Annotated in this window: 11 protein-coding genes and 1 riboswitch; of the genes, 3 read left to right on the top strand and 8 right to left on the bottom strand. The window is 72.2% G+C overall.

What is annotated here, in order from left to right; all coding sequences use genetic code 11:
• Nucleotides 1-45 precede the first annotated feature (45 nt).
• Nucleotides 46-1,200: a glycosyltransferase family 4 protein gene (locus tag ACU6WZ_RS22270; RefSeq protein WP_447029917.1), complete on the bottom strand. Its 1,155-nt coding sequence runs from the start codon at nt 1,198-1,200 to the stop codon at nt 46-48.
• A gap of 114 nt (nt 1,201-1,314) precedes the next feature.
• On the opposite strand from ACU6WZ_RS22270, the gene ACU6WZ_RS22265 reads away from it, so the two are divergent.
• On the top strand, nt 1,315-2,568 hold the full coding sequence (locus ACU6WZ_RS22265; RefSeq protein WP_447029916.1) for a glycosyltransferase 87 family protein: 1,254 nt from the start codon (nt 1,315-1,317) through the stop codon (nt 2,566-2,568).
• A 223-nt stretch (nt 2,569-2,791) separates the two neighbouring features.
• Here ACU6WZ_RS22265 and ACU6WZ_RS22260 read toward each other — a convergent pair whose 3' ends face one another.
• The 5 genes from ACU6WZ_RS22260 to ACU6WZ_RS22240 form a co-directional block, all read right to left on the bottom strand.
• Nucleotides 2,792-4,072 carry a hypothetical protein gene (locus tag ACU6WZ_RS22260; protein ID WP_447029914.1) on the bottom strand — a complete coding sequence of 427 codons (1,281 nt, stop codon included), beginning with the start codon at nt 4,070-4,072 and terminating at the stop codon, nt 2,792-2,794.
• 33 nt (nt 4,073-4,105) lie between these two features.
• Nucleotides 4,106-5,158, bottom strand: a complete 1,053-nt coding sequence (locus tag ACU6WZ_RS22255) for a C40 family peptidase (protein ID WP_447029912.1) — start codon at nt 5,156-5,158, stop codon at nt 4,106-4,108.
• A gap of 239 nt (nt 5,159-5,397) precedes the next feature.
• Nucleotides 5,398-6,429 (bottom strand): C40 family peptidase, encoded by a 1,032-nt coding sequence (locus tag ACU6WZ_RS22250; protein WP_447029911.1) that lies wholly within the window; start codon nt 6,427-6,429, stop codon nt 5,398-5,400.
• Nucleotides 6,430-6,746: 317 nt separating this feature from the next.
• A complete protein-coding gene (locus ACU6WZ_RS22245; RefSeq protein WP_447034182.1) occupies nt 6,747-8,108 on the bottom strand; it encodes an NYN domain-containing protein in 1,362 nt (453 codons plus the stop codon).
• Nucleotides 8,109-8,139: 31 nt separating this feature from the next.
• Nucleotides 8,140-8,382 (bottom strand): hypothetical protein, encoded by a 243-nt coding sequence (locus tag ACU6WZ_RS22240; protein ID WP_447029910.1) that lies wholly within the window; start codon nt 8,380-8,382, stop codon nt 8,140-8,142.
• A 140-nt stretch (nt 8,383-8,522) separates the two neighbouring features.
• Between ACU6WZ_RS22240 and ACU6WZ_RS22235 the strand changes: the two genes are divergently transcribed.
• Nucleotides 8,523-9,233 (top strand): rhomboid family intramembrane serine protease, encoded by a 711-nt coding sequence (locus ACU6WZ_RS22235; RefSeq protein ID WP_447029909.1) that lies wholly within the window; start codon nt 8,523-8,525, stop codon nt 9,231-9,233.
• Nucleotides 9,230-9,511, top strand: a complete 282-nt coding sequence (locus ACU6WZ_RS22230) for an Lrp/AsnC family transcriptional regulator (RefSeq protein WP_447029908.1) — start codon at nt 9,230-9,232, stop codon at nt 9,509-9,511. Before ACU6WZ_RS22235 ends, ACU6WZ_RS22230 begins: the two co-directional genes overlap by 4 nt.
• 19 nt (nt 9,512-9,530) lie before the next feature.
• On the opposite strand, the gene ACU6WZ_RS22225 is transcribed toward ACU6WZ_RS22230, so the two are convergent.
• On the bottom strand, nt 9,531-10,892 hold the full coding sequence (locus ACU6WZ_RS22225; protein ID WP_447029907.1) for an aminotransferase class V-fold PLP-dependent enzyme: 1,362 nt from the start codon (nt 10,890-10,892) through the stop codon (nt 9,531-9,533).
• Nucleotides 10,893-11,068: 176 nt separating this feature from the next.
• A riboswitch (SAM riboswitch) is annotated at nt 11,069-11,185 on the bottom strand.
• Nucleotides 11,186-11,504: 319 nt separating this feature from the next.
• Entirely contained in the window at nt 11,505-12,569 is a 1,065-nt protein-coding gene (gene trpD / locus ACU6WZ_RS22220) for an anthranilate phosphoribosyltransferase (protein WP_447029906.1), read from the bottom strand.
• Nucleotides 12,570-12,697: the final 128 nt, after the last annotated feature.

The raw sequence follows: 12,697 nt of genomic DNA, 5'->3' as shown, positions 1-12,697 counted from the left end.
CGGGCCGCCGTGGCTGGCTTCAGGCAGTCACGGCAGCTCAGGCCGTCACAGCAGCGCCCTGAGCTTGTGCGCGAGCAGGTCCCAGCGCCACTTCTCCTCGACCCACGCCCGGCCCCGCTCCCCCATCCGCCGGCGCAGTTCAGGTTCCTGCAGCAGCGCGGCGATCCGGTCGGCCGAGTCGTCCACCGCCACCGCGGTGGGCCCGCCTCGCACCACCCACCCCGTCTCCCCGTCGAGTACGGCGTCGGGTGCCCCGCCGGAGTCGCCGGCCACGACCGGCAGGCCGGTGGCCGAGGCCTCCAGGTAGACGATGCCGAGCCCCTCGACGTCGAGCCCGCCCCGGCGCGTACGGCATGGCATCGCGAAGACGTCGCCCGCGCCGTAGTGCGCCGGCAGCTCCGCCCAGGGCACGGGGCCGGTGAAGCGCACCGAGTCGCTCACGCCCGTCTCCGCCGCCAGCTTCCTCAGCTCCTTGGCGTACGGCCCGCCGCCCACGATCAGCAGGACCGCGTCGGGCACCGCGCGCAGTATCCGGGGCATCGCCAGGATCAGCGTGTCCTGGCCCTTGCGCGGTACCAGCCGGGACACGCACACGACGACCGGCCGGCCGGCCAGCCCGAGGCGCTCGCGGACCGCGTCGCCGCCGGAGCCGGGGTGGAAGGTCTCCTCGTCGACGCCCGGCGGCAGTTGCACCATGCGTGCTGCGGCCTCCGGGGTGAGCGCGGCGGCGATCCGCGACCGCGTGTACTCGCCGAGGTAGGTGATCGTGTCCGTACCCTCGCCGATCCTGCGGAGCAACTGCCGGGACGCCGGCAGCTGAGCCCAGCCCGCCTCGTGGCCGTGCGTCGTGGCGACGATGCGCCTCGCGCCGGCCTCCCGCAGTGCGGGCGCCATCAGCCCGAGCGGGGCCGCGGCGCCGAACCACACGGAGGAGCAGCCGTGTTCGCGCAGCAGCCCGGCCGCGCGGCGGGTGACGCGGGGCGTCGGCAGCAGCATCGTCGCCCTGTCCCGTACGACGGTGAACGGCTGCTCGGCGTCGAAGGCCGCCGTGGCCCGCGCCCCCTCGTCGCCGCGCTTCCAGGTGGAGGCGTAGACGACCAGCTGCTCGGGGTCCAGGCGCAGGGCCATATTGTGCAGGAACGCCTGGATGCCGCCGGGGCGGGGCGGAAAGTCATTGGTCACGATCAAGGTCTTGTGCATCGCCGCCGACAGTACCGAACCGCGCGGTGTCCTGGCGGCCTGGCCGCCCTGGCACCCGCACGGCCGCCCCGGCATCATGTCTCCTTCAGCCACGACGGAACGGACGAGGTCGTCATGACGGGCACACCCCGTACCAAGCCCCCTGCCCCCCTGCGGATTGTGACTGTCTGGGTGCTCACCAGGGCCGTACTGCTGCTGTTCGTCTTCAAGGTGCTCGTCGTGCCGGGCCCCGACGTCACCAGCGACGTGTCGGTGATCTACCAGGGTTGGTACGAGGTGCTCAGGACCGGCACCTTCCCGCAGGACGACGTCACCTGGCAGTACCCGCCGGCCGCCGCCCTCGCGATCCTCTCCCCCGCCGTGCTGCCCTTCCTCGGCTACGCGCAGGCCTTCTTCCTGCTGGCCTGCCTGTCGGACGCCCTGGTCACGGGCCTGCTCGTGTACGCCGGCCGGCGCCCCGGCAAGCGGTTCGCCGGGGCGTGGGTGTGGGTCGCGGGCCTGCCGCTGCTGGGCCCGACGGCGTACGCCAGGTACGACGTGATGGTCACCGCGGTCGCCGTGGCGGCCCTGCTGGCCGGGGCGCGCCACCCGCGCCTGCTGGGCGCGCTCGCGGGCTTCGGGGCGCTGCTGAAGGTGTGGCCGGCGCTGCTGCTGGCCGGCACGGCCCGCGGGCGCGGGACCCGGCTGGCCTGGACGGCGGCGGCAGTGGCCTCCGCCGCACTGCTGGCGCTGCTCTGCGCGACGATGCCGGGGGCGCTGGCCTTCCTGACCTTTCAGCGTGACCGGGGCACGGAGATCGAGTCGCTGGGCGCGCTCGTCTTCCACGTCGCCCGGCACTTCGGCTGGGAGGGCGAGGTGCTGCTCAACTACGGCTCGATGGAGTTCCTCGGCCCGTACGTGCCGCTGGTCAGTACGGCGGCGATGGGGCTGACGGCGGTGGCGTTCGGCTGGCTGCTGCTGTGGCGGCTGCGCGCGCGGATCTTCCGGGCGTCAACCGTGTCCGACGCGGCGTTCACCGCGGTGCTGCTGTTCACGACCACGAGCCGGGTGATCAGCCCCCAGTACCTGCTGTGGCTGGTCGGCCTGGCCGCCACGTGCCTGGCCTTCCGGGGCAGCCGCATGGACCGGCCCGCGTGGCTGGTGCTGGCCGCGACGGGCGTGACGCTGCTGGAATTCCCGATCTGGTTCTCGCACGTCGTCGCGAGCGACGTGTGGGGCGTACTGCTGCTGGTGGTACGCAACGGCCTCCTGGTCGCGGCGACCCTGATGGCCGCGAAGCGGCTGTGGCTGGACACCGTTCCTGGTGCGGCGCCGGAGAGCGTGCTGCCCGGGCCGCGGGCGGAGGAACGGGAGCTTCTGCGGTCGTAGGCGCGGACCAGCGTCCAGCGTCCGTCCCCAAACGCCGAACGGGCTGGGTGTGCCGGGGGGCGCGGGCCTGGCCCGAGTGTGGCCCGGGTTTGGCCCTGCCGGGGCTTTCCCCGACCCGCCCCTTCCCGAACCGGGGCTCCGGCCCCGGACCCCGGTCCTCAAGCGCCGGACAGGCTGATTTTGTCCCGTGCTGCGGCTCGGCCGGGGAGTTCTCCCGCGTGGCTCACCCGAGCCGTTCGCGTACGTACTCCCGCCAGCGCGCCGAGAAGTCCTCCGACGTAGTCCCCAGCTCCCCCCGCATCGCCTGCGCCACGGCATCCTCCCGCTTTCCCCGCTCCCGCTCCGTCCCCACCGCCCGGTAGAACGCGGTGAGCTTCGCCTCGCCCCACTCCCGCGCGATCAGCTCGCACGCAAGCCAGGCGCCCTCGTACGCCCGCGCCAAAGCTCCGGCGTCCCTACCCCCGTCCCCCGCAAAGCCGAAGTCCTCGTCCACCGGCAGCTCCGCCGGCGCCTCCCCCGCCCGTACCGCCCGCTGGAGCTGCGGTGCGATCTCGCCCGCCAGGCGGCTGCTCTCGCGGTACGCCGTCCAGTCGGCGAAGCCCTCCGAGAGCCACAGCGGGGTGGCGGCCGAGGTGTGCGCCCGGGTGGCGACGTGCGCCGTCTCGTGGGTGAGGACCACCTGCCGCCCGTGCGCGCCCAGCAGCGCATACGCCTCGGGATTGACGATCACCCGGTCCGCCGGCGCGGGCGCCGTCCCCGGCCCCCCGTCCCCGCCGCCCCCGGCCTCGCCGGTCGTGACGGCCGCTATACCCCGGTACCCGGCCGCCGGTGCGCCCAGCAGCGATCCCATGGCCTCCAGCGACGCGGGCACCAGGACCACCACCCGCCGCGCCCACCGGCCCGGCCACGCCCGGTCGGCCACCGGCACCGCGCGGTCGGCGGCCCGGGCCGTGTCGCGCAGCCGCTTCGCGTCCTGGCCGACGCCGAGCACCAGGCTGCGTTCACCCCGTACGACGGTGACTCTGCCCTGCTCCCACAACTGACGCCCCGCTCCGCTGCCGGTCAGGTCGGCCGCGACGTACCAGCGCCCGCCGCGTTCGGCCAGGTCCAGCTTCTCGGCCGCCTTCACGGGGGCTTCGTCGTGCCCTTCGAGCCGGTAGCGCAGCTCGACGTCGACGGTGACCCGGCCGGTGTCCGTGCGGTCGAGGCCGGTCAGCCGGTACTCCCAGGAGCGCAGCGGCACCTCGGCGAGGTTCGCGAACTCCCGGCGCTCCGCGGCCCGCAGCCGCACCGCCCCGGCGTCGACGACGGACAGGAAAGCCGCCTCGTCGAGGTCGGTGACGGCGTCCGCCCTGCGGTCCAGCATCCGCTGGATGTCCCGCGTCGCGGTGTCCGCGGGCCGGGCCGGGGTAGAGCACCCGGACGCGAGGACCAGCGTGGCGACGACAGGCCCCGCCCACCGCCTCCGCCGCGCCCACCGCGACCCGTACCGCCGACCTGCCATCCGGCGATCGTACGGGCCCGCTGGGCGCCGTGGTCAGACCCGGGTCACCGACGAGACGGGCATCATGGCGACGGGGTCGTAGCGCACCGGGGCTCCCGGGTAGGGCGCGTGCACCACCTGGCCGTTGCCGACGTACATGCCGATGTGGCTGGCGTCGTCGCGGTAGGCCACGAGGTCGCCGGGCTGGGCCTGGTCGAGGGAGACCTGCCGGCCGGCGTACCGCTGCGCCTGCGAGGTGCGCGGCAGGGAGACGCCGGCCTGCGCGTACGACCACTGGGTGAGCCCGGAACAGTCGAAGCCGGACGGCCCGTTGGCGCCCCAGATGTACGGCTTGCCCACCGCCCGCAGCGCGGCCCGCACGGCGGCCGACGCCCGCCCGGAGGCGGGTGCGTCGCCCGCCGCAGCGGGCGTGGGCGGTGTCTCGCCGCCGCCGGAACGTGAGGACCGGCCGTCGAACTCCTCGCGTTCGGCCGACGGCAGCGAGTCGAGTAGCCGGCGCGCCTCGGCGAGCTTGCGCTCGACGGTCCGCTTGTGGCGGGCGACGGCTGCCCGGCTGCGTTCGAGTTCGCCGAGCTTCGCGGTGGCCTCGGCGCGCTGGCGCCCCAGGCCCCGCTGGGCGGCCCTGAGTTCGCTCAGGGCGCCGACCTGGCGGTCGCCGATACGGTCGAGGGCCGCCGCCTTGGCGAGGTAGCTGTCGGGGCTCGCGGACAGCAACAGCGCCAGGGCCGGGTCGATACCGCCCGCCCGGTACTGCGCTCCGGCGACCGAACCGAGCGCCCCCCGCATCCGGTTGATGCGGTCCTGGCCCCTGGCGACCCGGTCACGGACCCTCCCGACCTCGGCGCGCAGTCCGTCGGCGAGCTCGTCGGCCCGGTTGAACCGCTCGGTGGCCTGCTCGGCCTGCTCGAAGAGCCGGTCGACCCGCGCCTGGGTGCTCGTGGCGGTGGCCTGGCGGGTGCCCTGGGGGTCGGCGCTCGCAGGGGAAGTCGCGAGCGCTGCCGCGGCCGTTGCCGCGGCGGCGGAGTAGACAGTTACCCGGGCGCTCTGTGTGAGGCCGGACTGTGAAAGACGCCGATGGGTCGCCACAGGAAGCCGCACTCCCTTCCGCTGCGTGCAGCCCCCTGCCGCCCGGGCGGGCGGACCGATGGACCGGGGAGCTGCGCGTGCAGACAGTAGCCGCGCGAACACGCACCGGCCAAAGGCGGCGCGACCCGAACACAGGGACGCCCCGCCGGAGACCCAGGTCACCGGCGGGGCGGGCAGTCAGCGCGAGTTGCCGGAGTTCGCTCGAATGGGCGGTGTCGGCAGCGACTGTGGCGCGTTCGTCAGACGCGCGTGCCGAACTGGAAGGTGCCCATGTAGTCCATCGACTCGTAGCGCACACTGGCGCCCGGCTTCGGGGCGTGCAGGATCTGGTTGTTGCCGGCGTAGAGGCCGACGTGCGCCAGGTTGTTGAAGAACACCAGATCGCCCGGCCTGAGCTGGCTCTTGCTGTAGAGCTTCTGGCCGTCGTTGTGCTGGGTGAACGTGGTGCGGGTGATCGAGGCGCCGGCCTGGGCGTACGCCCACTGGGTCAGTCCCGAGCAGTCGTACGAGTTGGGGCCCGACCCGCCGGATACGTACGGCTTGCCTATCTGGGTGGCGGCGGCGGACAGCGCGGCGGCGCCGAGACCCGAAGCGGCCACCTCCTTCTTGCCCAGGCTCACGCGCTCGGTGGCGGCGCGGCTGGCACGCTGCTCCTTCTCCGCGATCTCCGCGCGCTCGGCGGCGGTGAGCGTGTTCAGGAGCCGCTGCGCCTCGGCGAGCTTGGCCTGGAAGCTCTGCTTCTTGTCGCCGAGTTCCTTGCGTACGTCCTCAAGGTCGGCCAGCTTGCCGCTCGCCTCGGTGCGCTCCTGGGCGAGAGTGCGCTGCTTCGCCTGGATCTTCTCGAGCGCCTCGGTCTGCTTGGCGCTCAGCTGGTCCATCGCGCCGGCCTTGTCCAGGAAGCTGTCCGGGTCGGCCGAGAGGAAGAGCTGCACGGAGGGGTCGATGCCGCCGGAGCGGTACTGCGCGGTGGCCACCGAACCGAGCTCGCCGCGCAGGTCGTTGAGGTCCTCCTGGCCGCGGGCGACCTTGTCCTGGAGGTTGTCGACCTCTTCCTTGAGCTTGTCCTGGCGCTCCTTGGACTGGTTGTACTTCTCCGTGGCGGCCTCGGCCTCGTGGTACAGCTTGTCGACCTTGGCCTTGACCTCGCTTTTGGAAGGCTTGGGGTCGGCCTGAGCGGTCTGGGACGTGAGAGCGACGGCTGCGGCTGCTGTCGCGGTGAGCACGGTCACACGAGTGCGGCTCGGCTGCTTGGGACGACGGTGGGACGCCACGAAGGCGAGCTCCTTCTTCCTCGAGCCGCCTACCGGGCTGAGGGGGACGGATCCCCGGCTCCACTTTTCGGTTCCCCCGCGGAACTGGACCGAATGGAGTGGACTCGGCGGTGTCTTCGCTGCCACCCCGGATGGGTGATCTACCGTGCGAAGGTTCGAGGTCAGACATTAGTGACCTTCTTGTGATCAGTTCAAATCCTCACGGGCAAAAACTCGCCCAGTGGTCACATTCTTTACTCACATCACACGCGCAGTAGCGGCCACTTGACGGTACGTTCCGTCAATTCGGGCATTACGCGGGTAAGTTACGAGACGCACTAGACTCGCGAAAGCCGCTTCAGCAGCAAGGCGGACGCGACCGGCCTCGCCCCCGCCTTCGCGACGCCGTCGGCCACCTCGCGGTCGGTCGAGGCCACCACCACGGGCCGCCCCGGCGGCTCCGCCCGGGCCAGCTGCCTGATGAGCTCGTCGGCGGTCACCCCCGGCTTGCTGAACAGCACCCGCACCCCGCGCGGCGGCGCGAGCAGCACCGGGGCGACCAGTTCGGCCCCGTCGAAGACACATGTCACCTCGGCGCCGGTCTGCGCGGCCAGCATCGAGAGGCCACCGAGCAGCCGCAGCCGCTGCTTGTCGAGCGGCATCTGCGGATATCCGGTCTTGGTGACGTTGTAGCCGTCCACCAGCAGATGGCACTGCGGTAGTTCGAGGAGCTGGTCCAGCAGCGCGGGGTCCGTCTCGGAGAGCGCCCTGGCCGCGATGTCCTTGGGGGTCATACGTCCCGGCTCGACGGCGTCGACCGTGTCCGCCGGGTGCAATGAGGCGGGCGGCAGCGCCAGTTCGCGGCGCAGCCCCTGGGCCGCGTCGAGCACGGTGTCGAGCAGCAGCCGCAGCCGCATGTCCTCGATGCTGCGGCCCTCACGCACCGCCCGGCGGCTCGCCTCGACGGACGCCTCCGCCTCGCCGAGCCGGGCCCGCAGCCGCCGGGCCTCGCTCTCAGCGGCGGTGATCCGGGCGCCGGTCTCGGACTTGAGCACCTCGGTCTCGGCACGCGTACGCCGCAGGGCTGCCTCGCCGCGCTTGACATCGCTGAGCGCGCTGCGGAGTTTGCGGTGCAGCACATCGGCTTCCTTGCGGGCCGCCTCAAGTTCGCTGCGCAGCCCCGCGGACTCGCTCCTGGTCTGCTCGCGCGCGTGCGCGACCTCCTCGCGCAGGCGTTCCAGCTCGCGCTGGGCGGCCTGGTCGGCGCGCTCGGCGTCCGCCCGCTGGGCCTCCTCGCCGACGGCGGCCACCAGCTTGACCCAGCCGGCCGGGCGCAGCACGTACGCCGCGGCCGCCACGTCAACGGGGTCGGCCGCGGCGGGCGGCGAGCCGGATTCCAGCGCCCCGGTGAGCTCGGGCTGGGCGGCGCGCAGCCGCTCGCCGATGCGCTGGCGGAAGGCAGTGTCGCCCTCCAGCGCGGCGGCCATCGCGTTGCCCGCGAACTTGGCGCGCCGGGTCGGGGTGAAGCGGGCGTACTGCCTCAGCTGGCCCGGGAGTTCGGCGACGGTGAGCCCGCCGAAGGCGTCCGAGACCAGCGCGACGACCTTGCGCCGTACGCCTTCGGGCAGCGGGCGGTCGAGCACCTCTGCGGCGTCTGGGGCCGAGTCGGCCGGTTCAGCGCCGCCTGCCTGCTCCACAATCCGTCACCCACTACCTTCTCGGCCGGTCCCCTCAGGATCCGGCGCCCGGCCTGTCCACCAGTTCGATCTGATCCACCGCGTTACACCAGCGGCAGCGCACGGACTCGATGGTCTCACTGACCACCTCGCGTTCCTCGACCTTCGACTCTCCGGCCAGGTCGAGGTGGACGTACTCGACCACCTTCGAGGAGCGGGTCACGTCGAAACGCGTGAGGTTGCCGCACAGAGCGCATCGCCAGCGCGTCCCGTCGGTCGGCTGGGGAACCGTCGTCATCGTGCGTCCTCTTTCGTTGTGCCTACTGCCCGTAACCCTACGGCCTCACGCCTCCCCCGGGTGGCGGAGAGTCCACGCTGCAAGACGGGGTCCGGCGAGGCGCTCTGTCCAGCTCGGTACCGTTACGACATGATCTGATCATGATCAATTGGCGGGAAGTGGCCCGGGGACCCGTAGTGACGTACGGCGTGATCGGCCTGTGCTGCCTGATCTTCGCGATCGGCCCCATCTCCGGACTCAACCCGGTCTACGGCACGGGCGACGTGCTGCTGGCCGCGCAGGCGGCGTACTTCGAGCGCTGGGGCGTGATCCCGGACGAGCTGCTGAGCGGATCGCTCGACGCCCTGACCACCCCGTTCACCGCGCTGTTCGTGCACGGCACCTGGCTCCACCTGCTCGGCAACCTGCTCTTCCTGTTCGTCTTCGGCGCCATGGCAGAGGAGCGGATGGGCCGCATCCGGTTCGCCCTGTTCTACCTGGGCTGCGGCTACCTCGCCCTGGTCGTGTACGCGCTCGCGCACGCCGAGTCGGACCAGACGCTGGTGGGTGCGTCGGGGGCGATCTCGGCGGTGCTGGGCGCGTTCCTGTTCCTCTTCCCGAGGGCGCGCGTCACCAGCCTCTTCCCGTTCCTCTTCTTCCTGCCGCTGCGCTTCCCCGCCTGGATCGTGCTGATCTTCTGGTTCGCCCTGCAAGGGATCGCGGCACGGCAGGCCGGCTCGGGGCCCGGGGTGGCCTACCTCGCGCATCTGGCGGGGTTCGTCGCCGGCTTCCTCTACGCATGGGGGCGCTTCGGGCGTACGGCTAGAGTGAGGACCCCAGCGCCGGCCACCGAGGGAGAAGGCAAGCCGTGATCACCGCGATCGTGCTCATCAAGACCAGCGTGGACCGCATCCCCGAGATCGCCGAGTCGATCGCCGCGCTGGAGAGCGTCAGCGAAGTCTTCTCGGTCACGGGTACGTACGACCTGATCGCCATGGTCCGGGTGGCCCGGCACGACGACTTGGCAGAGGTCATCCCGGGCCGGATCAGCAAGATCCCCGGCGTGGAGGGCACCGACACGCACGTCGCGTTCCGCACGTACTCCCAGCACGACCTGGAAGCGGCCTTCGCCATCGGCCTCGACGCGTAGCCCGGTCGCCGGACCGGGGTCACACCGCCGGGACGCAGCGGCCGTCCTCGGTGCGGTAGCTCCACTTGGCTCCGTCTGCGACGAGCTCCTTGACGGCGCCGACGAAGCGCTCCACGTGCTCGTCGGGCGTACCGGCGCCGAAGCTGACCCGGATCGCGTTCAGCGAGCGTTCGCCCGGCTCCGCCTCCGGCGCACCGCACTCGCCCTGCTGCTCGGGGTCGGTGCCGAGGAGCGTACGCACCAGGGGGTGGGCGCAGAACAGGCCGTCCCGTACGCCGATGCCGTACTCGGCGGAGAGCGCGGCGGCGAAGTGCGAGCTGTTCCAGCCGTCCACCACGAACGAGATGACGCCGACGCGCGGGGCGTCGTCGCCGAACAGTGACAGCACCCGGACCGCCCCGACTTCCGCCAGGCCCTCGCGCACCCTGGCCACCAGCTGCTGCTCGCGCTCGACCAGGGTGTCGAAGCCGGCCTCGGTGAGTGCCTTGCAGGCGGCGGCGATCGCGTACACACCAATGACGTTGGGCGAACCGGCCTCGTGGCGGGCGGCCGTGGTGTGCCACTCGACGTCCACACCGCCGTCGGCGCGGCGGGCGACGGTGCGCGAGGCGCCGCCGCCCGCGAGGTAGGGGTCGGCGGCCCGCAGCCAGTCGGCGCGGCCGGCGAGGACGCCGGAGCCGAACGGCGCATACAGCTTGTGCCCGGAGAAGGCGACCCAGTCCACGTCGAGTGCGGCGATGTCCACCGGGTGGTGCGGGGCGAGCTGCGCCGCGTCGAGCACGATCCGCGCGCCGTGGGCGTGGGCCGCGGCGGCGAGTTCCCTGACCGGCCACAGCTCCCCGGTGACGTTCGAGGCTCCCGTCACGCACACGAGTGCGGGGCCGTGGAGGGCGCGGTCGGCCAGCGCCCGCTCCAGCGTCTGGACGGCCTGGGCCGGCGTCCGGGGGGCGTCCAGGTAGGTGACCTCAGCGTCGCGCCACGGCAGCAGCGAGGCGTGGTGCTCGGTCTCGAACACGAAGACGTCGCAGTCGGCGGGCAGGGCCGAGGCCAGCAGATTGAGGGAGTCGGTGGTGGACCGGGTGAAGACGACCTGGTCGTCCTCGCGGCAGCCGAGGAACTCGGCGACGGTGACGCGGCTGGTCTCGAAGAGATCCGTCGACAGCTGGGAGAGGTACCCGGCGCCGCGGTGCACGCTGCCGTAGTACGGCGCGTACGCGGCCACGTCGTCCCACACGCGCTGCAGGGCGGGGGCGCTGGCCGCGTAGTCGAGGGCGGCGTAGGTGACCTCGCCGCCGGTGACGAGCGGCACGAGGACATCCCGTCCCAGAACCGGCAGGGGGGCACAAAGGGTCTGGTCGGCGGCAGCGAGGGAAACAGACATGGCGAACTCCCGTGAGGAACATGCGAGTTCACTGCACCGGCGTAGAGCGCGGCAGCGCAGGAACGAAAGGAAATGAGAGTGCGGAAGTGGGGCCTGAAGCCCTATCGCATTCGCTTGCTCACGAGACTGCTCCCTTGAGGACCAGGACCCCAGGGGTGGCATCAATGGATGCCAGGGGTCCGCGCTTGCCGCGGACCTTTCTGTCCACGACCTGGTCTTCACCCGGGGCACCCCGCCACGGACGGAGGGTTGCCGGACAGCAAGCCGGGGCCAAAACGCTGTCACTCATGACCTGACCAGCATCCTGCCACACCCGCGACGCGACGCAAGGCGCAGTCCACACACTGGACCGCGCCCCGCGTCACATCTCGCCTGGCCAGTGCCGTGACTGTTGGGGCACTAGTGCCGCGACCGGCAATGTTTGCCCCATAAGGAGCGTCGTCCAGTGCGTGCGATCGCAAGGCGGCCGGAAGTCCTTGGATGGGGTCTCCCCTGCTCTCCCCTGCTCGAACGAAGTTGAGCGCTTGGGGAACGAGCTACCAGGGCTTTCGGTCAACGCGGCGAGCGTGCGTGCTGGACGGCGCGACGGGGCAAAGCTTGCCGGGAGCGGCACTAGCTGTTGCTGGCGGCCACCCAGCGCTCCAGCGCCGCACGCGCCGCACCGGAGTCGATCGACTCCGCCGCCTTGACGATGCCCGCCGCCAACTGGTCGTTGAGCGAGGCGTCGGAGGGGTCGAGGGCGACCAGCGCCGCAGCCGTGTTGAGCAGCACCGCCTCGCGCACCGGGCCGCGTTCCCCGGCCAGCAGCCGGCGGGCGACATCCGCGTTGTACGACGCGTCCGCGCCCCGCAGCGCCTGAACGGGCACGATCTCCAAGCCCACGTCACGCGGGTCGAAGGCCTGCTCGGTGACCGACCCGTCCCGTACGGTCCACACGCGCGAGGTCGCGGTCGTGGTCAGCTCGTCGAGGCCGTCGTCGCCGCGGAAGACCAGCGCGGAGTTCCCCCGTGCGGCGAGAACGCCCGCCACGATGGGCGCCATCCGGGCGTCCGCGACACCGACCGCCTGCGCCCGTACCTGCGCCGGGTTGGTCAGCGGACCCAGGATATTGAACGTCGTCTGCGCGCCCAGCTCCTTGCGCGCCTTCGCCGCGTACCGCAGGGCGGGGTGGAACTTCACCGCGAAACAGAAGGTGATGCCTGCTTCCTCGGCCACCTGGGCGACACGCAGGGGCGTCAGCTCCAGGTTGACGCCGAGCTTCTCCAGCACGTCCGAGGCGCCGCTCGCCGAGGACGAGGCACGGTTGCCGTGCTTGACGACCTTCGCCCCGGTGCCCGCGACGACGATCGCCGACATGGTGGAGATGTTGACCGTCTTGGCCAGATCGCCGCCGGTGCCGACGATGTCGACCGTACGGCCCGGCACCTCGATGGTGTTGGCGTGCGCGTACATCGCCCGTACCAGACCGGTGACCTCGTCGACCGTCTCCCCCTTGGCGCGCAGCGCGACCGCGAAGCCGGCGATCTGGGCGTCGGTCGCCTCGCCACGCATGATGCGGTCCATGGCCCACGCCGTGTCGTCGGCGGACAGGTTCTCGCCGCGCAGCAGGGCGTTCAGCACACCCGGCCACGAGCCGGCCGCCACGCTGCCGCCGCCGACCGGGGTCACAACGTTCATGGTCCGCTCCAGGGTCCACAGCCAGTAAGGATGCCTCCTACCCTATCCAGCGCCGGGCACAGCGAAGAGCCCCGTCCGTGGGAAGGACGGGGCTCACGCTGTGGCGAAGCAGTTCAGGTCGGGGACCT

The organism is Streptomyces hypolithicus, assembly GCF_052934925.1.
Note: the sequence above shows the minus strand (reverse complement) of the source record. Positions and strands in the feature narration are given on the sequence as shown.

What these genes read in the sequence shown, in the direction of transcription:
- ACU6WZ_RS22270 (WP_447029917.1), bottom strand. Translation starts at nt 1,200, where the DNA reads ATGCACAAGACCTTGATCGTGACCAATGACTTTCCGCCCCGCCCCGGC.
- ACU6WZ_RS22265 (WP_447029916.1), top strand. Translation starts at nt 1,315, where the DNA reads ATGACGGGCACACCCCGTACCAAGCCCCCTGCCCCCCTGCGGATTGTG.
- ACU6WZ_RS22260 (WP_447029914.1), bottom strand. Translation starts at nt 4,072, where the DNA reads ATGGCAGGTCGGCGGTACGGGTCGCGGTGGGCGCGGCGGAGGCGGTGG.
- ACU6WZ_RS22240 (WP_447029910.1), bottom strand. Translation starts at nt 8,382, where the DNA reads ATGACGACGGTTCCCCAGCCGACCGACGGGACGCGCTGGCGATGCGCT.
- ACU6WZ_RS22235 (WP_447029909.1), top strand. Translation starts at nt 8,523, where the DNA reads ATGATCAATTGGCGGGAAGTGGCCCGGGGACCCGTAGTGACGTACGGC.
- ACU6WZ_RS22225 (WP_447029907.1), bottom strand. Translation starts at nt 10,892, where the DNA reads ATGTCTGTTTCCCTCGCTGCCGCCGACCAGACCCTTTGTGCCCCCCTG.
- trpD (WP_447029906.1), bottom strand. Translation starts at nt 12,569, where the DNA reads ATGAACGTTGTGACCCCGGTCGGCGGCGGCAGCGTGGCGGCCGGCTCG.